Origin of the sequence: Sphingomonas sp. DC4900, assembly GCF_049896485.1 — a bacterium.
Lineage (GTDB): Bacteria > Pseudomonadota > Alphaproteobacteria > Sphingomonadales > Sphingomonadaceae > Sphingomonas > Sphingomonas aquatilis.
This window is the reverse complement of record NZ_JAFCUK010000009.1, coordinates 82,506-106,697: the sequence shown is the minus strand read 5'-3', so window position 1 is coordinate 106,697 and position 24,192 is coordinate 82,506. Positions and strand designations below refer to the sequence as shown.

Annotated in this window: 28 protein-coding genes and 1 tRNA gene; 10 read left to right on the top strand and 19 right to left on the bottom strand. The window is 67.3% G+C overall.

Annotation, left to right across the window (positions count from 1 at the left end; genetic code table 11):
* The first annotated feature begins 6 nt into the window (after positions 1-6).
* Positions 7-2,349, top strand: a complete 2,343-nt coding sequence (locus tag ACP690_RS11755) for a bifunctional diguanylate cyclase/phosphodiesterase (protein ID WP_426261173.1) — start codon at positions 7-9, stop codon at positions 2,347-2,349.
* Between the two features lie 118 nt (positions 2,350-2,467).
* On the opposite strand, the gene ACP690_RS11750 is transcribed toward ACP690_RS11755, so the two are convergent.
* On the bottom strand, positions 2,468-2,782 hold the full coding sequence (locus ACP690_RS11750) for a hypothetical protein (RefSeq protein WP_426261174.1): 315 nt from the start codon (positions 2,780-2,782) through the stop codon (positions 2,468-2,470).
* A 216-nt stretch (positions 2,783-2,998) separates the two neighbouring features.
* Between ACP690_RS11750 and ACP690_RS11745 the strand changes: the two genes are divergently transcribed.
* Positions 2,999-3,133, top strand: coding sequence for a hypothetical protein (locus ACP690_RS11745; RefSeq protein WP_294211315.1), 135 nt, complete (start codon positions 2,999-3,001; stop codon positions 3,131-3,133).
* 54 nt (positions 3,134-3,187) lie between these two features.
* Here ACP690_RS11745 and ACP690_RS11740 read toward each other — a convergent pair whose 3' ends face one another.
* From ACP690_RS11740 to folK, 4 genes are all read right to left on the bottom strand, one after another.
* The gene (locus tag ACP690_RS11740; RefSeq protein ID WP_426261175.1) at positions 3,188-3,415 is read right to left on the bottom strand and encodes a hypothetical protein; all 228 of its coding nucleotides are present in this window, start codon (positions 3,413-3,415) and stop codon (positions 3,188-3,190) included.
* A 478-nt stretch (positions 3,416-3,893) separates the two neighbouring features.
* Positions 3,894-4,157 (bottom strand): hypothetical protein, encoded by a 264-nt coding sequence (locus tag ACP690_RS11735; RefSeq protein ID WP_426261176.1) that lies wholly within the window; start codon positions 4,155-4,157, stop codon positions 3,894-3,896.
* Between the two features lie 183 nt (positions 4,158-4,340).
* A tRNA-Lys gene (locus ACP690_RS11730) sits at positions 4,341-4,416 on the bottom strand.
* Positions 4,417-4,436: 20 nt separating this feature from the next.
* Entirely contained in the window at positions 4,437-4,913 is a 477-nt protein-coding gene (gene folK, locus ACP690_RS11725; protein WP_426261177.1) for a 2-amino-4-hydroxy-6-hydroxymethyldihydropteridine diphosphokinase, read from the bottom strand.
* A gap of 22 nt (positions 4,914-4,935) precedes the next feature.
* Here folK and ACP690_RS11720 point away from each other — a divergent pair, with 22 nt between their 5' ends.
* On the top strand, positions 4,936-5,634 hold the full coding sequence (locus ACP690_RS11720; protein WP_426261178.1) for a uracil-DNA glycosylase: 699 nt from the start codon (positions 4,936-4,938) through the stop codon (positions 5,632-5,634).
* Here ACP690_RS11720 and aguB read toward each other — a convergent pair.
* The 6 genes from aguB to ACP690_RS11690 form a co-directional block, all read right to left on the bottom strand.
* A complete protein-coding gene (gene aguB / locus ACP690_RS11715; protein ID WP_426261179.1) occupies positions 5,622-6,482 on the bottom strand; it encodes an N-carbamoylputrescine amidase in 861 nt (286 codons plus the stop codon). The two genes, ACP690_RS11720 and aguB, sit on opposite strands and share 13 nt — an antisense overlap.
* An 8-nt stretch (positions 6,483-6,490) precedes the next feature.
* Positions 6,491-6,841, bottom strand: a complete 351-nt coding sequence (locus tag ACP690_RS11710; protein ID WP_017977343.1) for a DUF3147 family protein — start codon at positions 6,839-6,841, stop codon at positions 6,491-6,493.
* Positions 6,842-6,845: 4 nt separating this feature from the next.
* Entirely contained in the window at positions 6,846-7,817 is a 972-nt protein-coding gene (locus ACP690_RS11705; protein WP_116462850.1) for an agmatine deiminase family protein, read from the bottom strand.
* Complete coding sequence (locus ACP690_RS11700; protein ID WP_426261180.1) at positions 7,814-9,460, bottom strand: M28 family metallopeptidase; 1,647 nt, start codon at positions 9,458-9,460, stop codon at positions 7,814-7,816. Before ACP690_RS11700 ends, ACP690_RS11705 begins: the two co-directional genes overlap by 4 nt.
* Before the next feature lie 389 nt (positions 9,461-9,849).
* Positions 9,850-10,464, bottom strand: a complete 615-nt coding sequence (gene rpsD / locus ACP690_RS11695; RefSeq protein ID WP_017977340.1) for a 30S ribosomal protein S4 — start codon at positions 10,462-10,464, stop codon at positions 9,850-9,852.
* Positions 10,465-10,659: 195 nt separating this feature from the next.
* The gene (locus tag ACP690_RS11690) at positions 10,660-10,896 is read right to left on the bottom strand and encodes a hypothetical protein (RefSeq protein WP_018250546.1); all 237 of its coding nucleotides are present in this window, start codon (positions 10,894-10,896) and stop codon (positions 10,660-10,662) included.
* 105 nt (positions 10,897-11,001) lie between these two features.
* Between ACP690_RS11690 and ACP690_RS11685 the strand changes: the two genes are divergently transcribed.
* A complete protein-coding gene (locus ACP690_RS11685) occupies positions 11,002-11,331 on the top strand; it encodes a chorismate mutase (protein WP_426261240.1) in 330 nt (109 codons plus the stop codon).
* A gap of 509 nt (positions 11,332-11,840) precedes the next feature.
* Here the strand turns inward: ACP690_RS11685 and ACP690_RS11680 are convergent.
* Genes ACP690_RS11680 through rpiB form a run of 5 tightly spaced genes read right to left on the bottom strand, consistent with a single transcriptional unit; the run spans position 11,841 to position 14,996 of the window.
* A complete protein-coding gene (locus ACP690_RS11680) occupies positions 11,841-12,575 on the bottom strand; it encodes an RNA methyltransferase (RefSeq protein ID WP_426261181.1) in 735 nt (244 codons plus the stop codon).
* On the bottom strand, positions 12,572-13,048 hold the full coding sequence (nrdR, locus tag ACP690_RS11675; protein WP_017977335.1) for a transcriptional regulator NrdR: 477 nt from the start codon (positions 13,046-13,048) through the stop codon (positions 12,572-12,574). The genes ACP690_RS11680 and nrdR overlap by 4 nt, the downstream gene beginning before the upstream one ends.
* Positions 13,049-13,066: 18 nt before the next feature.
* On the bottom strand, positions 13,067-13,243 hold the full coding sequence (locus ACP690_RS11670; RefSeq protein WP_017977334.1) for a small multi-drug export protein: 177 nt from the start codon (positions 13,241-13,243) through the stop codon (positions 13,067-13,069).
* Between the two features lie 3 nt (positions 13,244-13,246).
* A complete protein-coding gene (gene glyA / locus ACP690_RS11665; protein WP_017977333.1) occupies positions 13,247-14,557 on the bottom strand; it encodes a serine hydroxymethyltransferase in 1,311 nt (436 codons plus the stop codon).
* A gap of 4 nt (positions 14,558-14,561) precedes the next feature.
* Positions 14,562-14,996, bottom strand: coding sequence for a ribose 5-phosphate isomerase B (rpiB, locus tag ACP690_RS11660; protein ID WP_426261182.1), 435 nt, complete (start codon positions 14,994-14,996; stop codon positions 14,562-14,564).
* A gap of 207 nt (positions 14,997-15,203) precedes the next feature.
* On the opposite strand from rpiB, the gene ACP690_RS11655 reads away from it, so the two are divergent.
* Positions 15,204-15,722, top strand: a complete 519-nt coding sequence (locus ACP690_RS11655) for a DUF3429 domain-containing protein (RefSeq protein ID WP_426261183.1) — start codon at positions 15,204-15,206, stop codon at positions 15,720-15,722.
* A 288-nt stretch (positions 15,723-16,010) separates the two neighbouring features.
* Here the strand turns inward: ACP690_RS11655 and hemA are convergent, their stop codons facing one another.
* Positions 16,011-17,252: a 5-aminolevulinate synthase gene (gene hemA / locus ACP690_RS11650; protein ID WP_426261184.1), complete on the bottom strand. Its 1,242-nt coding sequence runs from the start codon at positions 17,250-17,252 to the stop codon at positions 16,011-16,013.
* 250 nt (positions 17,253-17,502) lie between these two features.
* Entirely contained in the window at positions 17,503-18,297 is a 795-nt protein-coding gene (murI, locus tag ACP690_RS11645) for a glutamate racemase (protein ID WP_426261185.1), read from the bottom strand.
* Positions 18,298-18,418: 121 nt separating this feature from the next.
* Between murI and plsY the strand changes: the two genes are divergently transcribed.
* From plsY to ACP690_RS11625, 4 genes are read left to right on the top strand one after another with little or no spacing between them, the layout of a single operon-like run.
* Positions 18,419-19,030, top strand: coding sequence for a glycerol-3-phosphate 1-O-acyltransferase PlsY (plsY, locus tag ACP690_RS11640; protein ID WP_426261241.1), 612 nt, complete (start codon positions 18,419-18,421; stop codon positions 19,028-19,030).
* Between the two features lie 2 nt (positions 19,031-19,032).
* Positions 19,033-20,112: a DNA-processing protein DprA gene (gene dprA, locus ACP690_RS11635; RefSeq protein ID WP_426261186.1), complete on the top strand. Its 1,080-nt coding sequence runs from the start codon at positions 19,033-19,035 to the stop codon at positions 20,110-20,112.
* Positions 20,113-20,154: 42 nt separating this feature from the next.
* Positions 20,155-20,421: a type II toxin-antitoxin system Phd/YefM family antitoxin gene (locus tag ACP690_RS11630; protein ID WP_017977326.1), complete on the top strand. Its 267-nt coding sequence runs from the start codon at positions 20,155-20,157 to the stop codon at positions 20,419-20,421.
* Positions 20,422-20,426: 5 nt separating this feature from the next.
* Positions 20,427-20,759, top strand: coding sequence for a type II toxin-antitoxin system RelE/ParE family toxin (locus tag ACP690_RS11625; protein WP_426261187.1), 333 nt, complete (start codon positions 20,427-20,429; stop codon positions 20,757-20,759).
* Between the two features lie 22 nt (positions 20,760-20,781).
* Here ACP690_RS11625 and ACP690_RS11620 read toward each other — a convergent pair whose 3' ends face one another.
* The gene (locus ACP690_RS11620) at positions 20,782-21,435 is read right to left on the bottom strand and encodes a TMEM175 family protein (protein ID WP_426261188.1); all 654 of its coding nucleotides are present in this window, start codon (positions 21,433-21,435) and stop codon (positions 20,782-20,784) included.
* Between the two features lie 110 nt (positions 21,436-21,545).
* Here ACP690_RS11620 and topA point away from each other — a divergent pair, with 110 nt between their 5' ends.
* A complete protein-coding gene (topA, locus tag ACP690_RS11615; RefSeq protein WP_426261189.1) occupies positions 21,546-24,119 on the top strand; it encodes a type I DNA topoisomerase in 2,574 nt (857 codons plus the stop codon).
* Positions 24,120-24,192: the final 73 nt, after the last annotated feature.

The following is a 24,192-nucleotide window of genomic DNA, read 5'->3' as shown; positions in this document are numbered from 1 at the left end:
CGCTGGATGCGCTTCCTCACCTGTCTCACGCAGGATCACAACCTCTGGCTGGTCGGCCTGGCGGCGCTGTTCTGCCTGGTGGGATCGGCGATCACGATTCAGCTTCTGGGGCGCATCCGTCAGGCTGAGCCACGGACTCGGCTGGCCTGGATCTTCATGGGTGGCGTTTCGACCGGCGCGACGATCTGGTGTACGCACTTCATCGCGATGATCGCCTATCAGCCTGGCGTCCGCGTCAGCTACGAACCTCGCCTGACCGGAGTGTCCCTCCTCTTCGCGATCGCGGGCAGCGCCATCGCGCTCAAGGCGGCGACGATGAAGGGGCGTTGGATGCCGGCCTGCGGCGGCGCGCTGTTCGGGCTGGCAGTCACGATCATGCACTACACCGGAATGCGTGCATTCGCGGCGCAGGGCTTCATCAGCTGGTCGCTTGACTATGTCGCGGTTTCGATCGCGGGCGTCGTTCTGCTCGGCGCCGCGGCCTTCGATCGAGCCCTCGCGCACGGGCGGTTTGCCGGGAGCTGGTTCGCGACAGCGCTGATGGTTGGCTCCATCGTGGTGCTGCACTTCACCGGCATGGCCGCGATGGCAATCACCCCCTTCGCAGCCGAAGCGGGTCAGGCGGGATCGGACGATGCCGCGATCATCATGGCGTTCGCCGTCGCCGGCGTCGGTATGCTGGTGCTCGGCACGGGTCTGTCGACCTATGTCCTCGACGCGCAGGCCAGCGCGGAATCGAAGCGGCGGCTGGATGAGGTGCTGGAGGGCAATGTGGATGGCATGGTCGTCACCAGCGCCGGCCGCGTCGTGGCCGCCAACGCGGCCTTCGCGACGCTGGCCGGCCTCTCGCCCGCCGACATCATGGGCCAGCCGATCGAGCGCTGGATCGCCGGCGCCACGGCAATCGACGCCGACCGGCTGACGCAATCGACGATGACCGGCATGGACGGCAGTACCATCCCGATTGAAATCGCGGTCCGCATCGATGCGCGCGGCGTCGAACCACACACCATTTACTCCATTCGCGATCTCAGGGCTCGGCTCGCGCAGGAACGCCGGATCACGCATCTCGCGCGCAACGATAGTCTGACCGGTCTGCCGAACCGGACGTCCTTCCTGGAATGGCTGACGAAACAGGCGTCGCCCAACAGCGGGCACGCTGCCGTCGCTTTGCTATCGATCGATCTCGATCGCTTCAAAGAGGTCAACGATATTCACGGCCATGCCGCGGGCGACCATCTGCTGATCACGATCGGCGAGCGCATGAAGGCGGCGATGATGCCGGGCGAATTCGTCGCACGCCTTGGCGGCGACGAATTCGTGGCGGTCCAGCCGGTCAGCGAAGCGGCCGATGCGCTCGGCCTTGCCGAACGGCTGCGCGCCGCGATCATGGAACCGGTCGCGCTGGATCACAGCGAGGCGAGCTGCGGCGCCAGCGTCGGCATCGCTCTATGGCCGCAAGACGCCGACGATGTCTCGGCGCTCATCAACAATGCCGATCTTGCGATGTACCGGGCCAAGGGGTCGATCGCGTCGCACGTCTGCTTCTACGAAGAGGAGATGGATCGCGCCGTCCGCGATCGTCGGCGGATGGTGCAGGAACTGCGCCACGCGCTCGACCACGACGAACTCGCTCTCCACTGGCAGGTCCAGGGCGACGTTCGCACCGGCAGAACCACGGGCTATGAAGCTTTGCTGCGGTGGACGAAGGCGGACGGCACCTGCGTGTCGCCGTCGGACTTCATCCCACTTGCCGAACAGTCGGGGCTGATCCTGCCGATCGGCGAATGGGTGTTACGGACCGCATGCGCCGAAGCGGCGGTGTGGGCAGAGCCGCACAAGATCGCGGTCAACCTGTCACCCGTGCAACTTAGCCACGTCGATCTTCCCAGTCTTGTTCATCAGATCCTGCTGGAAACGGGTCTGCCGGCGTCGCGCCTCGAACTCGAGATCACCGAAACCGCGATGATCGAGGATCACGCACGCACGACCCACGTCCTCCGCCAGCTGAAGGCGCTCGGCGTATCGGTCGCCATGGATGATTTCGGAACCGGCTATTCGTCGCTGTCGACACTGCGTTCTTTCCCGTTTGACAAGATCAAGCTCGACAAGTCCTTCATGCTCGATCTGGACTGCGGCCCGCAGTCCGCCGCCATCATCCGTGCGGTGCTGGCCCTTGGGGAAAGCCTCTCGATCCCCGTGCTGGCGGAAGGCGTCGAAACGGCGGAGCAACTCGAGTTCCTGCGCCAGCAAGGCTGCGACGAAGCGCAGGGGTTCCTGCTGGGACGGCCGGCTCCCATCGATCGGGATGGCAAAGCTCGACCGATGATGATGCGCGCGACCGGTTGAGACCAAAGCCGGGCGGGCGATCATCGCGTGGCAGCGCGATGCGGGCTCGCGACATTCGGCAGGCCTGCCACCTGCACGATCCCGTCTTCGTCTGACTTCCAACACGCTCCTGTCAGGATCAAATCACCGATCGTATGCTTCCAAAAAAGGTCAGGAACGATGCCGTGTCGCCTGCGTAATCCCCCTCACGTGCCGCAATGGCGCTGACAAAGGAGGGTATATGACGCTCAAGATGCTGTTCGCTGCCGTGGCCATGATGGCAGGCACCGCTGGTCTCGCCGGTACGGCCGACGCCCAGCGCCACGATCGCGGCCGCCCCCATTACGACCAGCGCGATCACCGCGACCATCGCGGGTATGACCGCAACCGCCGCGACCGCGGCCACCATTGGGGCCGTGATCGCCGCCAACACTGCCGTATCGTCTATCGTCATCACCGCCGCGTCCGCGTCTGCCGTTGATGCCCGGCCGGGGCGGTGCCGCGTTATTGGCGCCGCCCCGGCACTGCCAGCAGGCGCTCGCCGTGACGCTGGCTCGGACTGTCGCGCGATCGCCCACGATCGCGGCCTCGCTCACCTGTGGTAAACCTTTGCAACGCCAACGATCTGCTCCTCACAGGCCGCAAGGCCGATGCCGCAGAGAGACGATCCATGGCCTTCTACGTCACCATGTCCGCCTTCATCGCCGCGAACCTCGCCCTCATCGGGTTCGAGATGCGCCGGGGTCCATCGCGCGCGAGCCAGCTGTCTCTGGTGCCGGTCAACCGGCGGTCCACCCACCGCTGACACACCCTCAAGAGATGATTGGGAAGGGGGACGCTCAGCGCCCCCTCGCCCGCCTCAGCTCGGATGCGCTTCGCTCTCGGCGATGGCGCCCGCGTCGCTGACAGGCACGGCTGCATCCGTCACCGCCGCAGCGCGCACGCCACCAGTGGTGCCTTCGGCTTCCTCCGCAAGGCGCATCTGCTCGTACGCGACCTCGAGGTCGGCGGGGCCCGAACCGGTCGGCTGCATCGGCAGATCGGTATAGCTCTCGGGTTCGTGGGTTGGATCGATCACTTCGGCCATGTCGCTCTCCTGCGTGGATCTGGTGGTGATCAACGCACGACCGCGCATTCGGCTCAGGGGCGTCGCATGATGGGCACGATCGATGCCGCCGAAGAGCTGGGCAGCTTTTCCAGACTTTTGCGACGATCGACTGCAATTCGTCGCATCGTCGTTGCCAAAGCACGCTTCATCGTGCGATTCATCAATGCGTTATGGGCCAGTCCATCCCTCCGCAGCGGCTTTCCGACCTCCCCCGCAACGAGTGCATCCGCGCTCTTCACCAGCGTGCAGCAGACGCGCGCGCACAATGGCAGGCGTCCCGGTCGGCGCAGCCGTCGTTCTGGAGCCGACTGTTCGGCTGATCGAGCGCGCCGACTATGGCGGGAGCGAGTGTCCTGTCGCGATCGAACTCAGCCCGAATGCCGTACCTCGGCGCGGGACGAATCCGAAACAGCGGATCGCGGCGCCCACCGGCGTGGCGGGCAGCCGCGTAACCGACTTACTTTTCGCCAGCGCGCTCGTTGGTGGCGCTCATGTTCAACGAGCGGCGGAAGTCGCTCACGCCCTGCTGCGTGATCCCGTCGAACTGACGCCATCCTGCCTCGGTATTGCAGACGCGGGTCGCCATGAACGAACCCGTCGGCGTCAGCCTGCGGCAGGTCTTCTTCTCGGCCGGCTTGGCCTGGCTATCCGCGGACTGCGCGACGGCAGGCGCCGTACAGGCCACGATCGCCACGACTGCTATCGTCCAGATGCGCTTCATTGTCCCCACCCCTCTTGTTTGCGTCGGATCATGCGTCAGCAATACCGACATATCAAGCATGGACGGCTGCCGGTGCGCGCGTGCTTCGGCGAGATCACAGGACTACCATGCGACGCGCAACTGGCGGATGCTGCGGCTTATGAACGGATCGGGGACTGGGTAGATGCCCCCGGAAAGCGTCGATGGTGGGTCCGCCGGGGCTCGAACCCGGGACCTCTCGATTAAAAGTCGCTTGCTCTACCGACTGAGCTACGGACCCCCGCCATCGATTGGGGGCACCTAGGGGCGGCGACGCGGCCGGTCAACCGTGTGCGCCAATTGGCGGATCGTCCGCATCGCGCCCGGCACTCGCCAGCCCGGCGCGATGTGCCGCAGCGGGGCGAGCACGAACCCCCGCTCGGCCAGAGCGGCATGCGGCACCGTCAGCCCGGCGCTCCGCCAGACGCCACCCGACCACAACAGGATATCGAGGTCGATCACTCGCGCCCCCCAGCGCCGTCCGCGCCGGCGCCCGAACGCCGCCTCGATTCGCTTGAGCCGCACGAGCAGCACTGGCGGGGCCTCATCGCTTTCGATCAGGATCGCCGCATTGGCGAAACGGCGGATCGAGGGGCCGAGCGGCGCCGTCGCGATGATCGGGGACGAGGCGACGACCCCGCCGATCGCTGCGATGGCGGCGCGCACCTCGTCCGCCGGACCGCCATGTCGCCCCCGCCGATTCGATCCGATCCCGATCGCATAGATTGCCGTTGCCATTCCCACGCCTTAGGCGATGCCGATGACGATCGCATCCGATAGCCTCCCCGAGAGCCTAGACGCCGCCCCACCCACGGCCCTTTTCTCCGTGGAGCCGCCGCGGGATTGCCCGCTCTGCCCCCGGCTCGTCGCGGCGCGCGAAGCGTTGCGCGAGCAGAACCCGACGTGGTGGAATGCTCCGGTGCCCGCCTTCGGGGATCCGGACGCGACGATCGCGATCGTCGGACTCGCCCCCGGCCTCCACGGCGCCAACCGCACCGGCCGCGCCTTCACCGGCGACCATTCGGGGACGCTGCTGTTCGCGACGCTGGTGAAGGTAGGCCTCGCCACCGGCACCTTCGCCAACCGCCCGACCGACGATATCGCCCTCACCGGCGCGATCATCCTCAACGCGGTGAAGTGCCTGCCGCCCGCCAACAAGCCGACACCGGAGGAAATCCGCACCTGCCGCCAGTATCTCGACGCCGAGATCGCAGCGCTTCCCAACCTGCGCGTCGTCGTCGCACTCGGCCAGATCGCGCATCAGTCGGCGGTGAAGGTGCTGGGCGGCCGGCTGCCCAAGGCGACGTTCGGCCATGGCGCCGAACATCGCATGCCGGACGGGCGGATGCTGGTCGATAGCTACCACCCGTCGCGCTACAATCAGAACACCGGCCGCGTCGACGAAGAGATGTTCGAGGCCGTCTTCGCCCGCGCGGTGGCGCTCGCTCAGATGTCCTGAACGAGGCGACCGTACAGCTCCGGACGGCGGTCGCGGAAGAAACCGAAGGCGGCGCGGTGGCGACGGATACGGGCAAGGTCGAGCGTGGCAACGATCACGCCCTCTTCCTCGCGATCGAGTTCGGCAAGAATGTCGCCGCGCTCGTCGGCGATGAAGCTGGTGCCGTAGAAGGTCTGGCCATGCTCCACGCCGACGCGGTTGGCGGCGACGATCGGCACCACGTTGCTGACCGCATGGCCCACCATCGCGCGCCGCCACAGCCGCGCGGTGTCCAGGCTGGTATCATGCGGCTCGCTGCCGATCGCGGTCGGGTAGAACAGCAGTTCCGCGCCCATCAGCATCATCGCGCGCGCGGTTTCGGGATACCATTGGTCCCAGCACACGCCGACGCCCAACGTCCAGCCGGGCGCGGTCTGCGGCGCCGGCCACACCTTGAACCCGGTATTGCCGGGGCGGAAGTAGAACTTCTCCTCGTAACCCGGACCGTCGGGGATATGGCTCTTGCGATAGACGCCCTGCACTTCGCCATCGGGGCCGATCATCGCGAGGCTGTTGTAATAATGCGGCCCGTCCGCCTCGAAAAAGCTGGTCGGGATCGTCACCTTCAGCGCCTCGGCCAGCGCCTGCATGGCAAGCACCGCTTTATGCTCGCCGACGGGAGCCGCGTTGGCGAACAGGCCCTCGTCCTCGACGCGGCAGAAATATTCGCCCTCGAACAATTCCGGCGGCAGGATCACGCTCGCGCCCTGCCCCGCCGCCTCGCGCACCAGACGCGACACATTGGCGATGTTCGCGTCGATGTCGTTCGAAAAGGCAAGCTGCAGTGCAGCGACGGTGATCTCGGTCATGACGGTTCCTACAGGGTGACGCCGAATCGCGCGGCGACCGCAACGGTGGCGAGATAGAGCGCAACGGTGACAGCGCAACCGCTGGCGAGCGCCGGCCAGAAGCCGACTCCATGCCGGAGCAACGCCGGAATCACGAGGAACATCGGCAGCGAGGGCAGCACATACCATAGCGTCGCCTGCGCATGGTCCGCCAGCCGAACGGGGTCACCCGTATCGTGCCACAGCCAGATCATGCCGAGCACGGAGACGAGCGGCAGCGACGCCACGAGAGCGCCCGCCGCCGGGCTGCGCCGCGCGATCAGCGCCACGAGTGCGACGATGATACCCGACACGCCGGCCCGGACCAGCAGAGCCGCCATGCGATCAGGCCGGGATCTGCTGGCTGATGCAGTGGAAGCTGCCGCCGCCGGTCAGGATATGGTCCGCGTGCAGGCCCACCACCTCGCGGTCGGGGAAGATCGCCTGGATCGCCGCCACCGCCGCGGCATCGTTCTCGCTGCCGTACAGCGGCACGACCACCGCGGCATTGCCGATGTAGAAGTTCATGTAGCTCGCCGGCACGACCTCTTCGTCGCGCAGCACGCGGCCGGGCGACGGGATCAGCACCACCTCCAGCCCTGCGGCGCGTGCATCGCGCTCGGCATGCTGGAAGACCTGCCAATTGGGGTCGTTCTCCGCCGCCTTGGGCAAAGCGACGCGCCCTTCGCCGACGAAGCGGGCGAGGTTGTCGACATGGCCGTCGGTATGATCGTTGAGCAGGCCGTCACCCAGCCAGACGACACGCGTATAGCCCAGATCCTCGCGCAGACGGCGCTCGATATCGGCCTTGGTCATCGTCGGGTTGCGATTGGGGTTGAGCAGGCATTGCTCGGTCGTCACCATCGTGCCCGCACCGTCGCCATCGATCGCGCCGCCTTCCAGCACCCAGTTGCAATAGCCGACCTTGGCGCCGATCGACTTGCCGAGCCGTAGCCCGATCGTGTCGTCGCCCTCCAGATCGTATTTGCCGCCCCAGCCGTTGAAGTCAAAGTCGCGCGCCTCTTCGCTGTTCAGCAGGATCGGCGCGGTGTCGCGCAGCCAGATGTCGCCGAACGGTTCGACCACCACCTCGGCGAAGGGGGCCATGGTCATGGCGGTGTCGCCCGCTTCGGCATCGGCGGCGACCAGGATCACCTTCTCGCCCCGCCCCTCGGCGTGGACGGCACGGGCGAAGGCGACGACCTCCTCGCGCGCCGGCTCCAAATCCTCGACCCACAGGTCGGCGTGGCTCGGAAAGCCGATCCACACGGCCGAATGCGGCGCCCATTCGGCGGGCGGCGGGGCGATAGTCGTCACTTGGCTACTCCGGTTACGGTGGCACGGCTCTTGTCGCGGATGCTGCGGAATTCGTCGCCGGGCAGCCAATTCGGCCAGGCGCGGCTTTCCGCGAGATCGCGGCTCAGCATATAATAGAGCGCGACGTCCTGCTGCACCCCGCTCCAGTCCCAGTTCGGATCATATTCGTCGGACGGCGCGTGGTAGCGGTGCTCTTCATAATCTTTGGCGGCGGCGCGGCCCGCGGCAAGTCCGCCCTTCACGAGGTCCTGCCCCGTTTCGAAATAGACCATCGGCACGCCATGCTTCGCGAGGCTGAAATGGTCGGAGCGGTAGTAAAAGCCCTTTTCCGGCGTCGGCTCGGGCGTCGCATGTCGGCCCTGCCGCTGCAGCGCGGCGTTCAGATACGTGTCGAGCTCCGACTTGCCCGGCCCGATCACGATCACGTCCTTGGCCGGCCCATACATGGCGAGCGCATCCATGTTGGCGCCGCCCACCGTCTTCGCCAGCGGATAGACCGGGTTCTCGCCGTAATAGGCCGAGCCGAGCAGCCCCGATTCCTCCGCGGTCAGAGCGACGAACACCATCGACCGGCGCGCCGGCCCCGCCTTGGCATTGGCTTGCGCCAGCGCGACCAGCGCCGCGACGCCATCGGCATTGTCGACCGCGCCGTTGCAGATATCGTCGCCGTTCACCGGCGTGCAGCGGCCCAAGTGATCCCAATGCGCCGACAGCAGCACATATTCGTCGGGCGCCTCGCGGCCGGGCAGAATCCCGACGACATTGTGCGATACCTGCTTGGCGATCGTGTTGTCGAAGCTGACCGACGCCTTCACACCTAGGTCGACGGGCTTGAACCCCTTCACCTTCGCCGCGGCGGCGAGCGCGTCGAAGTCCTTGCCCGCGCTGGCGAACAGCTTGCGCGCAGCGTCGAGCTGGATCCAGCCGTGCGCGGCACTATCCGTCATGTGTCCGTCGGCGGCGTCGGCGACATGTTCGGCGCCGGTATTGCTGGAGCGCACGACGTTCCAGCCGTACGCGGCAGGCTCGGTCTGGTGGACGATCAGGACGGCAGCAGCGCCCTGCCGCGCGGCCTCTTCATATTTGTACGTCCACCGCCCGTAATAGGTCATCGCCCGGCCATTGAAGAGGCCCTTGGCCTCCGGCGTCTGCCAGTCGGGATCGTTGATCAGGACGACGACCGTCTTCCCCTTCACGTCCAGCCCGGCATAATCGTTCCAGCCCTTCTCCGGCGCGACGATGCCATAGCCGGCGAAGACGACGTCGCTGTTCGTCACGTCGATATGCGGCGTGACGCGATAGGTGCCGACGACCATGTCCGGGCCGTAGGCGAAGCTGAGCGGTGTCTTGCCGCCGCTGATCGTCAGCGGCGTGACGTTCTTCGCGGTGATTTCGACCAGTGGCACGTCCTGCAGCCATTGGCCCTTGTTGCCCGGCTTCAGCCCCGCCTTGGCGAATTGCTGTTGCAGGTAGGCGAGCGTCTTGGTCTCGCCCGCACTACCCGGCGCGCGGCCTTCGAACGCGTCGGAAGAAAGCGTCTTGGTGACCGCCTTCATCGTGTCGACGGAGATGTCGGGCGCGGTCTGGGCGATGGCCGGGGTCGCGACGGCAGCGAGCAGGGCGGGCAGGAAAAAGCGGCGCAAGGGAAGCTCCGGCAAGGTCAGCGTTGCTGCGCCTTGTGGCGTGGGGGGCGCGGCTTGTCCACGGTGCACCAAATCCTCCCCCGCCAGGGGGAGGGGAACCGTCCGGCGTCAGCCGAATGGTGGAGAGGGAGGTAGGCAGCGCACGCCGTGACCCGGCCCACCTTTTGTTCGTCACCCCGGGCTTGACCCGGGGTCCCGCTTTTTTGGCGCAACGTGAGAAGAAGCGGGACCCCGGCTCTTCGGCCGGGGTGACGAGGGGAGTGGCCGCCAACGAAAAAGGGCGGCCCCGCGGGACCGCCCTTTTCGTGCCTCTTGACCGACGCGGGAATTAATCCCGCGTCGTCGGACGGGGCTGTTAGCCCCACCGGCCGGTCTCGCTGTCGCTCGACTTAACGCGAGTAGAACTCGACGACCAGATTCGGCTCCATCTTCACCGGATAGGGCACCTCGTCCAGCGTCGGCACGCGGACGAAGGTCACCTTGGCGTTGCCGTCCGGCGCGACGTAATCGGGGATTTCACGCTCGGCGAGGTTCTGCGCCTCGAGCACCAGCGCCATTTCCTTGGCCTTGGTGCCCAGCGTGATCTCGTCGCCGACGAAGCAGCGACGCGACGCGACGTTGCACTTCACGCCGTTGACGCGGACGTGGCCGTGGCTGACCAGCTGGCGCGCCGCGAAGATCGTCGGCGCATATTTGGCGCGATAGACGATCATGTCGAGACGCTGCTCGAGCAGGCCGATCAGGTTCTGGCTGGTGTCGCCCTTCATGCGGGCGGCTTCGTGGTAGCACGCACGGAACTGCTTTTCCGTGACGTCGCCGTAATAGCCCTTGAGCTTCTGCTTGGCGCGCAGCTGGATGCCGTAGTCCGACACCTTGCCCTTGCGGCGCTGGCCGTGCTGGCCCGGGCCGTATTCGCGCTTGTTGACCGGCGACTTCGGACGGCCCCAGATGTTCTCGCCGAGACGACGGTCGAGCTTGTGCTTGGCGCTATGGCGCTTCGACATGATAGTTCCTTGGCAACTGTAACGACGTGATCCCAACCATGACGAACATGATCGGGGCTGATCCCGGTTTCGCGCTGCTGATCCCGAAGGAAGGCAGGCCCACCGCTTCACCGGGGTGCGGGGGCTGTTGCGAAGGCGCGCGCCTAGCGGAGGGGCGGCGCGCTGTCAATCGCAGGTGGAGCCGCGGGGCACCGGTCAGCGATTGGGGATCGTGCCGCTGCGCGCATCGTTGGCCCGGCGCGCGTCGCTGGCGGCACGACCGTTCGCTTCGTCGATCTGCGCCCATTGCGCCTTGGTGTGGCAGGTGCGCACGGGCAGGTACGACCCGATCGGAAGCTCGCGGCGGCAGATCGGCTTGTCCGCCGCGGGCGTCGGCGCCGGGTCTGGCGTTTGCGCCGCCGTGGCGATCAAGGCGAGAGCGATCAGGGACATGGGCAAAGCCTCCGGGGCAAAAGAGGCAGAAGTCATGACGCAATTCCGCCGCTTGGGAAAGCGCCGATGCTCGACAAGTCCCGCAGCCCCGCTACAGAAGCGCGCATGACGACGACCCTGCCCGGCCCCGATTGCACCACCATGACCGATGTCCGCGCGGGCGTCGACCAGGTCGATCGCGAGCTGGTCGCGCTGCTCGCGCGCCGCTTCGCCTATATGGACGCCGCCGCCCGCATCAAGCCGGCGCGGGGCGCGGTGCGCGACGAAGGCCGCAAGGCGCAGGTGATCGCCAATGCCCGTGCGGCGGCGGAGGCGGCGGGGCTGCCCGGCGACGTGATCGCGGCTCTGTGGGAGCAGCTGGTCGAAGCCTCGATCGCCTATGAGCTGACGCAGTTCGACGCGCGCGCGGCGAACATGGACAATATGGACACCTGAACGGAAACGTTCTGGGCCCATCGTTTCGGTTTTGCCCCACTGACAAAGAGCGGGTCATGGCCGTTGTCGGCATATGGCACGGTGCGGCCCCTATACTATGGCCTGGCGTGTAGGACAGCGGTAACAAGCGCGGCCCAAGATCGTCATTTTATTACAGTGACTTGACCTGTGGTTTTGATGGCAGGGCGCGGCTTTCGATCCAACACGCGCGGCGCGGCGACGTAAGGACGGCTCCCCACACACTCCGTCACCCCGGACTTGGTCCGGGGTCCACCGGGCCGCTGGGGCAACGTTCGAGCCTCTGGACTCCCCCTCGCCGCAGAGTGGACCCCGGAACGAGTCCGGGCTGACGGGGAGATTGGGGCCACGCCCCATCCCGACCATCGGCCGTCGTTCCCGCGAACGCGGAAACCCAGATGGGCTGGCCTTCCGGTTCCATCCGCACCGTTAGCGTGTCTGGATCCCCGCCTTCGCGGGGATCACGAACTGAGGGGGATAGGCCCGCCGACCTACCGCTCGCTGCGTCGTTCCTTCGCTCCATCCAGCGCCGACAGCACGCCGCGCAGTGTACGCACTTCCTGCGACGACCAGCCGGGCTTGGTGAGCAACGTCCTTAGCGTCCGCCGGGTCGCGGGCACGCGATCGGGCGGGAAGAAGAAGTTCGCGCGCTCCAGCATGTCGTCGAGCTGCGCGATCATCCCGTCCAGCTCAGTCTGCGGTGCCGGTGCGTCGATCTCGGTCAGCGACGGCTGGGCGAGGCTCACGCCCTTCGACCATTCGTAGGCGACCAGGATCACCGCCTGGGCGAGGTTGAGGCTGCCGAATTCCGGGTTGATCGGCACGGTGATGATCGTGCGGGCGAGCGCCACGTCGTCGGTTTCCAGGCCCGACCGTTCCGGCCCGAACAGGATGGCGGAGCGTTCGCCCGCGCCATGGATGGCCTTCGCGGCGACTTCGGGCGTCACCACCGGCTTGGTGATGCCGCGCTTCCTCACCGTGGTCGCATAGACGTGGGCGCAATCGGCGATCGCGTCCTGGACCGTGTCGTAGACGCGCGCGCGTTCCAGCACGAGGTCGGCGCCGCTCGCCGCCGGACCCGCCTTGGGGTTGGGCCAGCCGTCGCGCGGGGCGACGAGGCGCATATCGGTCAGCCCGAAATTGAGCATCGCGCGTGCGGCCTTGCCGATATTCTCGCCGAGCTGCGGGCGGACCAGAACGATCGCGGGGAAATTGGTGTCGCTCATGCGCCGCGTCCTGCCTGTTCGACAGACCCGGCGAACTCCTCGAAATCGCGCGCCTCGCTGAAGTCGCGATAGACGCTGGCGAAGCGGATATAGGCGACCGAATCGAGGCCCTTCAGCCCCTCCATCACCAATTCGCCGATCCGCTTCGACGACACTTCGCTCTCGCCCAGCGTTTCCAGCTGGCGCTGGATGCCGCTGATCAGCTTTTCGATGCGCACCGGTTCGATCGGCCGCTTGCGCGTCGCGATCGCGATCGAGCGTTGCAGCTTCTCGCGCTCGAACGGCTCACGGCGCGATCCGCCGTCGCCCGCGCTCTTCACGACCCACAGGTCGCGCAGCTGGATGCGCTCGAACGTCGTGAAACGTGCGGCGCACCCTTCGCACTGGCGCCGGCGCCGGATCGCCGCCCCGTCTTCGGTGGGGCGGCTGTCCTTTACCTGGCTGTCTTCATGGCCGCAGAACGGGCAACGCATAAATGGTCGTACGCGTCCTCAGATCTTGTTGCGGCGGGCATAGGCGACGCCCGCGCCGACCAGCGCACCCAGCACCGGGCCGACGAACGGCACGGGGATCGCCACCACGGCACCGATCGCACCGTACTTGGCCATCTTCTTGCCCAGGCCGGGCGTGTTCTTCACGGTGCTCTGCACCTCGTCGATCTTCGACATCTGTTATCCTTCGTAGATGGGGAAGCGCGCGCAGAGGTTGCGCACACGGTCCCGAACGTTCGCCTCGACGTCGGGGTCCCCGTGTTCGCCCTTCTTTGCAAGACCGTCGAGCACGTCGGCGACCATGTTGCCGATCTCGCGGAATTCCGCCGGGCCGAAGCCGCGCGTGGTGCCGGCGGGCGAGCCGACGCGGATGCCGCTGGTCTTCATCGGCGGCAGCGGATCGTTGGGGATGCCGTTCTTGTTGCAGGTGATGCCCGCACGCTCCAGCGCCTCGTCCGCGTCCTTGCCGGTGATGCCGAGCGGGCGCAGGTCAATGAGCGCGAGGTGCGTATCGGTGCCGCCCGCGATCACGTCGGCGCCGCGCTCCTTCAGCGTGGCGGCCAGCACCTTGGCGTTCTCGACCACCGCGGCGATGTAGCTCTTGTATTCGGGGCGCAGCGCCTCGCCGAACGCGACCGCCTTGGCAGCGATGACGTGCATCAGCGGACCGCCCTGCAGGCCGGGGAAGACCGCCGAATTGATCTTCTTCGCGATGGCCTCGTCGTCGGTCATGATCATGCCGCCGCGGGGGCCGCGCAGCGTCTTGTGCGTCGTGGTGGTGACGACATGCGCATGGCCGAACGGCGTCGGGTGCAGCCCGGCGGCGACGATGCCGGCGAAGTGCGCCATGTCGACCATGAAGTACGCGCCGACCTTGTCCGCGATGGCGCGGAAGCGGGCGAAGTCGATGACGCGCGGATAGGCCGAGCCGCCCGCGATGATGAGTTTCGGCTGATGCTCGACCGCCAGCGCCTCGACCGCGTCATAGTCGATCAGATGCGTGTCGGGGTCGACGCCATATTGCACCGCGTTGAACCACTTGCCGCTCATCGCCGCCTTGGCGCCGTGGGTCAGGTGGCCGCCGGCATCCAGGCTCATGCCCAGGATCGTCTCGCCCGGCTTGACCAGCGCCAGCATCACCGCGCCGTTCGCCTGCGCGCCCGAATGCGGCTGCACGTTGACGAAACCGCAGCCGAAGATCTGCTTGGCACGCTCGATCGCGAGGCTCTCGACCTCGTCCGACGGCGCGCAGCCTTGGTAATAGCGCTTGCCCGGATAGCCTTCGGCATATTTGTTGGTGAAGACCGAGCCCTGCGCCTCGAGCACCGCCTTCGACACGATGTTTTCCGACGCGATCAGCTCGATCTGCGTCTGTTCGCGAGTGAGTTCGTGGGCCACGCCGCCGAACACGGCGGGATCGGCATCCGCCAACCCTTGCGTGAAGAAACCGCTGGAGCGGATGTCACTGAGATCGTTCGGCTGGGTGCTCATGGGATCAATCCTTCTGCGACAGTTTGTCGACACGGGCCTGATGACGGCCGCCCTGGAACGGAGCGGCGAGAAAGGCTTCGAGGCACGCCTTCGCAAGGTCCGGCCCGATCAGCCGGGCGCCCATCGCGATGACGTTGGCGTCGTTGTGGTTGCGCGCGAGGGCGGCGGCGAGCGGTTCGGTGACGAGCGCGCAGCGGCACGCCGGGTTACGGTTGACCGCGATCGAAATGCCGATTCCCGATCCGCACAGCGCCACGCCGAACGCGGCCTCGCCGCGCGCGACCGCATCGGCCAGCTTGTAGCCGTAATCGGGATAGTCGACGCGCGCGTCAGTCTCCGGACCCAGGTCGACCACCTCGTGACCCAGCGTGGCGGCGTGCGCGACCAGCAGCGCCTTCAGCGCAACGGCGGCGTGATCGGAGGCGAAGGCGATGCGCAAGGCGAAGCGGCGTCCCGGCTGTGATGAGGAAGCGATGCGCGGCGCCTTAGCGCCACCGTCACGCAAATGCCACAGCCGATGCGGGGAAAGGCATCGGGACACGATGGCGCGTGGGAACGCCCGCGCCAGTCACGCGCTTGGACAACATGCATCAAGATCGCACCCCGAGCAGCCGCTGCGTCCGCCTGCGATCCCGCTGGCGATCCGATGCCTGAGCGCCACTCCGCCAGTGCCGAGGCGATCGGCAGCGATGCCGCCAGCTCGGGCATGACCGGCACCGTCGGCGAATCGGCGATGATCCTCGGCTATGCCGGCCTGCTGCCGCAGATCGCCGCCGCCGCCACCTGCGCCTTCGACCAGACGACACAAACGGGTGGCATGTTCGCCTTCGGCTATGCCGCGCTGATCCTCAGCTTCCTCGGCGGCATCTGGTGGGGTTTCGCGATGTGCGCGGGCGTGCGGCAGGGCGAGATCGCCTGTCTGGCGGTCGCACCATCGATCGTCGCGGCCGGCCTGATCCTGCTGTCGGTCGGTGGCGTCATCTCGCTGGCGCTGGCGTTGGTGCTGTTGGGCGTGGCGGTGCTGCTGACGCTGCTGGTCGACCGCCGACTCACCGCACAGGGGATCACGCCCAGCGGCTGGATGGCGTTGCGCGTGCCGTTGTCGCTGGGCCTGGGCAGCCTCTCGATCATCATCGGCGCCCTGTGCGGGGTATTGGCGGCCTGACACCATAGAACAGCGCCTTACGATCGCTCCCTCCACGACCACCGTTGGTACTGAGCGTGTCGAAGCCCAAAGCTCTACCAAGCGCGGCGTCGCTCGGGGTAGCGCCCTTCGACAGGCTCAGGGCGAACGGTCGTGCGGCGGCATTGGCTGGCATGGCCCGCTCGCTGCCTGCCCGCCCCAGGAGGAGGCGCCTCGACGAATACCCACGCAACCACCGTTCGTGCTGAGCCTGTCGAAGCACGGGCTTCACCACGCGCGACGCCACGTGGAGCGATATTCAGGCGGCGGTCAGGCCGCCTTGCGCAGTTCCAGCCGGCCCCAGATCTCGACCAGTGCTTGCGTGAGCTCGCGCATCATCTCAGGCGTATGGCTCGGGCCCGGCGTGAAGCGCAGCCGCTCGGTGCCGCGCGGAACGGTCGGATAATTGATCGGCTGAACGTACACGCCATATTCGGCAAGCAGGATGTCGCTGATCCGCTTCGCCTTCACCGGATCGCCGACCAGCACCGGCACGATATGCGTGTCGCCCAGCATCACCGGTAGCCCGGCCTCGCTCAGCATCGTCTTCAGCAATGACGCGGACGCCTGCTGGCCTTCGCGCTCGACGCTGGAGGCTTTCAGGTGCCGCACGCTCGCCAGCACGCCCGCGACCAGCACCGGCGACAGGCTGGTGGTGAAGATGAAGCCCGGCGCGTAGCTGCGGATCACGTCGATGATCGTCTGGTCCGCGGCGATATAGCCGCCCATCACGCCGAACGCCTTGCCCAGCGTGCCCTCGATGATCGTCAGCCTGTGCGCGACGCCTTCCTGTTCTGAAATGCCGCCGCCGCGCGCGCCGTACATGCCGACCGCATGCACTTCGTCGAGATAGGTCAGCGCGTTATATTTGTCAGCGAGGTCGCAGATCGCGGCGATCGGCGCGATGTCGGCTTCCATCGAATAGACGCTCTCGAACGCGATCAGCTTCGGCACCGTCGGGTCTTCGGCCGCCAGCAGCTCCTCGAGGTGCGCGAGGTCGTTGTGACGGAAGATGCGCTTCTCGCACCCGGCGTTGCGGATGCCGGCGATCATCGAGGCGTGGTTCAGCTCGTCCGAAAAGATCACGCAGCCGGGCAGGATCTTCGCGAGCGTCGACAGCGTCGCCTCGTTCGACACATAGCCGCTGGTGAACAGCAATGCGCCTTCCTTGCCGTGCAGGTCGGCGAGTTCATGCTCCAGATCGACGTGATAGTGCGTGTTGCCGCCGATGTTGCGCGTGCCGCCCGATCCGGCGCCGACGTCGTGCAGCGCCTCTTCCATCGCGGCGATCACGTCGGGATGCTGCCCCATCGCCAGATAGTCGTTCGAACACCAGACCGTGATCGGCTTGGGGCCGTTATGCCCCGCGAAACAGCGCGCATTGGGGAACATCCCCTTGTTGCGGAGGATGTCGATGAAGACGCGGTAGCGTCCCTCGGCATGAAGGCGGTCGATCGCCTGGGTGAAAACGCGCGAATAGTCCACGCGCGTGTCCGTGCCGTCGCTGTTCATGGGATGCTCGTGTATCGCGCGCGCGGCGGTGTTGCCAGCGGATAAAACAGGTCAGAGTGATCGAAGGGTTGGGCATTTTGTCCAAGGGGTGGGCGACGGACCCCGCCCAAAAATCCCCCGTCACCCCGGACGTGTTCCGGGGTCCACCGGGCCGCGGGGGGATGCTCCGCGCCTCCAGCCGCCCCCCTCGCCGCAGAGTGGACCCCGGACCAAGTCCGGGGTGACGGAGTGAATGGGCCGAGCGCAACCCTTACAACGCCTCTACCACCCCGATCCCGTACCGCGCCAACGCCGGCTCCAGCGCCCGCTCCGCCGCGCCCAGCCGCGTGAACACCGCGCGATGCATCGGCGCCTCCGCCGGCCAGTCCTGCCCGTCGGTCAGCGATTCGATCCGCCGTGCGATCCCCGGCCCGCCATCGATGAAGCGCACCCCCGCCGGCGCCACCGCCGCCAGCTCCGCCTCGACCAGCGGAAAATGCGTGCAGGCGTTGACGATCACGTCGATTCGCTCGCCCCCCGGCTGCTCGATCAGCCCGGAAAGCGCAGCCGCGAACCGCTCCGTCGCGGGCGCCTTCCGGGCCAGTTTTTCTTCCGCCAGCTCGACCAGCGCCGCCGATCCATGGCGCAACACCGTGCAATCGCCCGCAAAGCGCGCCGCCAGATCGTCGACATAGGCCTGCCGCACCGTCGCCTGCGTCCCCAGCACGCCGATGACGCGCGTGGCGCTCATCGCAGCGGCGGGCTTGATTGCCGGCACCGTCCCCACCACCGGCACGTCGAGCGCAGCGCGCACCACCGGCAGCGCGATCGTCGAGGCGGTGTTGCACGCGATCACCACCAGCCGCGGGCGATAGCGTTCGACCAGCCGCCCGAGCAGCGCCGGCACCCGCGCCGCGATCTCGGCCTCGCTTTTCGTACCATAAGGAAACCCAGCCGAATCGGCCGCATAGACGATCGGCGCGAACGGCAGCAGCGTCTGCGTCGGTGCGACCACCGACAGGCCGCCGACACCGGAATCAAAGAACAGGATCGGGCGCATATCCATCGCCCGCGTGCATAGCCGCCGCGCCGTCCGCCGCAAGTCCGCCCCCTTGGCCAAGCCGGTCCGATGCCGCTATGGTGGGGCCAGGCACGAAGGGGCACACTTGCAGACAGAAATCCTCTGGATGGCACCGACCGCGGCGCTGGTGCTCGGCTATCTGCTGGGTTCGATCCCGTTCGGGGTGATCCTGACGCGGCTCGGCGGCGCGGGCGACCTGCGCGCGATCGGATCGGGCAATATAGGCGCGACCAACGTACTGCGGACCGGGCGCAAGGGCCTCGCCGCGGCGACGCTGCTGCTCGACCTGTTGAAGGGCGCCGCCGCCGTGTGGATCGTCAGCTGGCTGTTCCCGGGCGAACAGATGGTCGCCGCCGCCGCCGCGTTCGTCGGCCATTGCTATCCGGTCTGGCTGCGGTTCCGTGGTGGCAAGGGCGTCGCGACGCTGATGGGCATCGTACTGGCGCTGCACTGGCCGATGGGGCTGGTCTATGCCGTCGTCTGGCTGGGTCTGCTCGCCACCGTGCGCATCTCGTCGGTCGCGGGCATGGCCGCGGCGGTCAGCGCGCCGGTCAGCGGCGCGATCTTCGGCCGGTTCGATCTCGTCATGCTGCTGCTCGCACTCGCCGCGATCGTGCTGTGGAAGCATCGCGAGAATATCGAGCGGATCGCCAACGGCACCGAACCGCGCATCGGCGGCGGCAAGCGCGCCGCGGCGGATGGCCCGCAGGACGACTGAGCATGGCCGAGCGCGATCTCGCGCGCCTTCGCCTGATCCGGACCGCGGGGGTCGGCCCCGTCACCTATCGCCAGTTGATCGCCCGGCTCGGCACGCCGGAGGCCGCGCTCGACATGCTGCCGACACTCGCCCGGCGCGGCGGCGGCAACGCGCCGCGTGTCGCCGACGCGGGACTGGTCGAGCGGGAGCTGGCGACGACGGCCAGACTCGGTGCGCGCTACGTCTTCCTCGACGATGCCGACTATCCGCCGCTGCTCGCCGAGATCGACACCGCGCCGCCCGCCCTGATCGTCCGCGGCGACCTGACTCTGGCCAGCCGCCTGTGCGTCGCGATCGTCGGCGCGCGCAACGCCTCGGCCGCCGCCTGCCGCTTCGCCCGCAGCCTCGCGCACGATCTTGCCGCCGAAGGGGCGACGGTCGTCTCCGGCTTGGCGCGCGGCATCGACACCGCCGCGCACGTCGGCGCGTTGCCGCACACGATCGGCATCATCGCCAGCGGCATCGACATCACCTTCCCGCCGGAAAACCGGGACTTACAGGAAGAGGTCGCGGCCCGCGCGCTGCTGGTCGCCGAACAGCCGCCCGGCACGCAGCCGCTCGCGCGCAACTTCCCCTCGCGCAACCGCATCATCGCCGGCCTGTCGCTCGGCACCGTGGTGGTGGAAGCGGCGCCCCGCTCCGGCTCGCTCATCACCGCGCGGCTGGCGGGCGAGGCGGGGCGCGAGGTCATGGCCGTCCCCGGCAGCCCGCTCGATCCGCGTGCGCAAGGTTGTAATCTGCTGATCCGCGACGGCGCGACGCTGATCCAGACCGCCGCCGACGTCCTCGAACAATTGCGCCCGATCGACCCGCGCAGCGTCCGCACGCCCTCCTCGAGTTATGGCAGCCCGCCCCCCGCGGACGCCGACGACACCGACCGCCGCCGCGTGACCGCATTGTTGGGCCCGGTGCCGGTGACGGTCGACGAACTGATCCGCCAAAGCGGCATCGCCCCCGCGATCCTCCAGACCGTATTGCTCGAACTGGAACTCGCCGGCCGACTCGAACGCCACGCCGGCGGGCGCGTCAGCCTTGCCTTCTAGACCGAGGCGAACCATATTCGGTCCGTATTTGGTTTGGAGGCAATGATGGGCTTTGCGGAACGGGTCAAACCGATCAGCTACGTCAAGGCGCACGCGGCCGACGTGCTGACCGAACTCGCCGCAACCCGCGAACCTCTCGCGATCACGCAGAACGGCGAGGTGAAGGCGGTGCTTCAAGACGTCGCGTCCTATGACGAAACGCGAGAGACGTTGGCGTTGCTCAAGCTGCTAGCGCTCGGAACGATCGACATCGAACATGGCGACACCCGCGCGCTGGAGGACGTCGCCGCCGCGATCCGCGCCGGCTGATCGCGATGACGTCGCCCTTTGCCGTCCGCCTGACGCGCGGTGCGGAACAAGATCTACGGCACATCCACGGCTATCGGCTGGCACATGGCGGACAGGCCGCGGCGGACGCGTTACTCGACACATTGGTCGGGCGGATCGACGCGCTGCGCCATTTCCCGGATCGCGGCGCCGTACCGCCCGAACTGCAGACGATCGGCATGCGCGACTATCGCCAGATCGTCAGCGCACCCTATCGGATCATCTATCGGACGATCGAGACGACCGTCTTCGTCGTCGTGATCGCGGACGGGCGGCGCGACATGGCGACGTTGCTCGAACGGCGCCTGCTCGCCCGCTGAGAGAATGACGGACCGCTTCGGTTCAGCCGGCCGCCCGTGCCGCCCAGCGGCCGACGACGATGCTGATGATCGGGCTCACCACCACCAGCACGACCAGGGCCGCGACCCAGGTCACCATGCCGGCGGCGAAGGCGCAGACGCCGATCATCACGGGGATCCAGCTGCGGTGCAGCAGCGGCGTGATCTCATGCGCCCCAATGTCATCGTCGAGCAGCTCCGGCGAGCGCGCGATCACGCGGATCAGGTGGCGGTTGAGCAGCCCCAGCAGGATCAGCCAGCCGGTGTAGAAGCCGATGCCGACGCGCAGATTGACATATTCGCTGATGATCGCGGTTGGGAACGGCATGAAGGCGACGCCGAGCAGCAGCAGCAGGTTCGCCATCACCAGCCGCGGGCTGGCGGCGCGCAGCAGCCCCATCACGTCGTGATGGATGATCCAGAAACGGCCCAGCACCAGAAAGCTGACGAGGAAGCCGACATAATTGGGCAGCAGCGCCCACAGCGCCTGTCCCAGTTCCGGCCCGGTCGGATGATGCAGCGCGGGCAGCTTCACCTCGACCACCAGCAGCGTCATCGCGATCGCGAAGATCGCGTCCGAAAAGAAGGTCATCCGTTCCAGCTGCACGCGCGCCCGGTGCGCGCGGCGATGGTCGACGCCTGCGCTGCCCTCGCTCACGCCTTGTCCTCGACGCCCGTCGATCCCCACATCGGTGTCATCCCCCTGTTGACAGTCGCCCCGGCGGCTTTCCACCCTCGCGCGTACACGTAAGGACCGTAATCGCCGCCATGCAGCTCGTCATCGTCGAATCGCCCGCCAAAGCGAAGACCATCGAAAAATACCTCGGCTCGGATTACCGGGTGCTCGCCTCCTACGGCCACGTCCGCGACCTGCCGGCAAAGGACGGGTCGGTGAATCCCGACGAGGGCTTCGCGATGGAGTGGGAAAATTACGCGGACAAAACGAAGCAGCTGAAAGCCATCGCCGATCTGTCGAAGACCGCCGACCGCCTGATCCTGGCGACCGACCCCGATCGCGAGGGCGAGGCGATCAGCTGGCACGTGCAGGAGGTGCTGAAGGGTCGCAAGGCGCTGCCCAAGGACGTGCAGCGCGTCACCTTCAACGCGATCACCAAGGCGGCGGTGACGACCGCGATGGCGAACCCGCGCGAGCTCGATACCGATTTGATCGACGCGTACCGCGCCCGCCGCGCGCTCGACTATCTCGTCGGCTTCACGCTGTCGCCGGTGCTGTGGCGCAAGCTGCCCGGCGCCAAGTCGGCGGGCCGCGTCCAGTCGGTTGCGCTGCGCCTGATCGTCGACCGCGAGCGCGAGATCGAGGCGTTCCGCGCGCAGGAATATTGGTCGGTCACCGCGAGCATGGAACAGGACGGCACGCCCTTCACCGCGCGCCTCGTCCAGTGGGACGGCAAGAAGCTCGACCGCCTGTCGATCGGCAATGAGGGCGACGCGCAGAAAGCCAAGGCCGCGGTCGAGGCGGGGCGCTTCTCGGTCCAGTCGGTCGAGACCAAGCCGGCGACGCGCAACCCGCCGCCGCCCTTCACCACCTCGACGTTGCAGCAGGAGGCAGCGCGCAAGCTCGGCTTCTCGGCCGACCATACGATGCGCATCGCGCAGGGTCTGTATGAGGATGGCGCGATCACCTACATGCGGACCGACGGCGTGCAGATGGACGGCAGCGCGATTTCGGCCGCGCGCAAGGCGATCGCCGAGCGTTACGACGGCGGCTACGTCCCCGATTCGCCGCGCCAGTATCAGACCAAGGCGAAGAACGCGCAGGAAGCGCACGAGGCGATCCGCCCGACCGACTTCAGCAAGGACCGCGTCGGCGGCGGTGATCACGCGCGCCTGTACGACCTGATCTGGAAGCGCGCGCTCGCCAGCCAGATGGCCTCTGCACGCATGGAGCGCACCACCGTCGAGATGGCGGACGGCACGGGGCGCAACGTGCTGCGCGCGACCGGCCAGGTCGTGCTCTTCCCCGGCTTCCTCGCGCTGTACGAAGAAGGCCAGGACGACAGCCAGGACGAGGAAGCGCGCCGCCTGCCACGCCTGCGCGACGGCGATGCGCCGGCGAAGAAAGACGTGCTCGCCGAACAGCATTTCACCCAACCGCCGCCGCGCTTCTCCGAAGCCTCACTGGTCAAGCGGATGGAAGAGCTCGGCATCGGCCGCCCGTCGACCTACGCCTCGATCATCAAGACGCTGAAGGACCGCAATTACGTCCGCGTCGAGAAGAACCGCTTCTTCGCTGAAGAGAGCGGCCGACTCGTCACCGCGTTCCTCGAGCGCTTCTTCGAAAAGTACGTCGGCTTCGATTATACTGCCGAGCTGGAGGAAGAGCTGGACGACGTGTCCGGCGGCCGCGCGCAATGGCAGGCGGTGCTGGAAGCCTTCTGGCGCGACTTCAAGCCGCGCACCAGCGAGGTGATGGAGCAGCAGCCGTCGGCGATCACCGCGGAGCTCGACCAGTTCCTTGCGCCCTACCTATTCCCCGACAAGGCGGACGGCAGCGACCCGCGCCTGTGCCCGAAGTGCGAGGTGGGCAAGCTCGCGCTGCGCGGCGGCCGGTTCGGCGCGTTCATCGCCTGCTCCAATTATCCGGAGTGCAAATACACCCGCCGCTTCGCGCAGGCCGGCGCCGAGGCGGGCGAGGACAGCGGGCCCGAGGGCCTAGGCAAGGACCCGGTCACGGGGCTGGAGGTCGAGCGCAAGTCGGGGCGGTTCGGGCCTTACATCCAGCTGGGCGAAGGCAAGGACGCCAAGCGCGCCTCGATCCCCAAGGATCTGCCTGGCGAGCTGGACCTGGAATGGGCGCTGAAGCTGCTCAGCCTGCCGCGTACGATCGGCAATCACCCGGAGACGGGCGAGCCGATCACCGCGTCGATCGGCCGCTATGGCCCCTATCTGGCGCACAGCGGCAAGTACGCACGGCTGCAATCGACCGCCGACGTGTTCGAAACGGGAATGAACGCCGCGGTGGTCAAGCTCGCCGAGGCGGCGGCGGGCGGTGGCCGTCCCGCGCGTGGCGCCGCACGCGCGCCGCTCAAGGAGCTCGGCAAGCATCCGCGAACCGAGGCGGAGATCAAGCTGATGGAAGGGCGCTACGGCCCCTATGTCACCGACGGCGAGACGAACGCGACGCTGCCCAAGTCGATCACGCCCGAGGCGCTGACGCTGGAGGAAGCGGCATCCTTGATCGACGCCCGTGCTGCGGCGGCCCCTGCGAAAAAGAAGAAGGCGCCGGCGAAGAAAGCCGCGGCGAAGAAGCCGGCGGCGAAGGATGCGGCCGCCAAGAAACCGGCCGCGAAAAAGGCGCCGGCGAAGAAGAAGGCGGACTGATCCACACGTTCGTCATTCCCGCGAATGCGGGAATCCAGACGCGCTACCGTCGCGCTTCTTGCCGAAAGGTCAG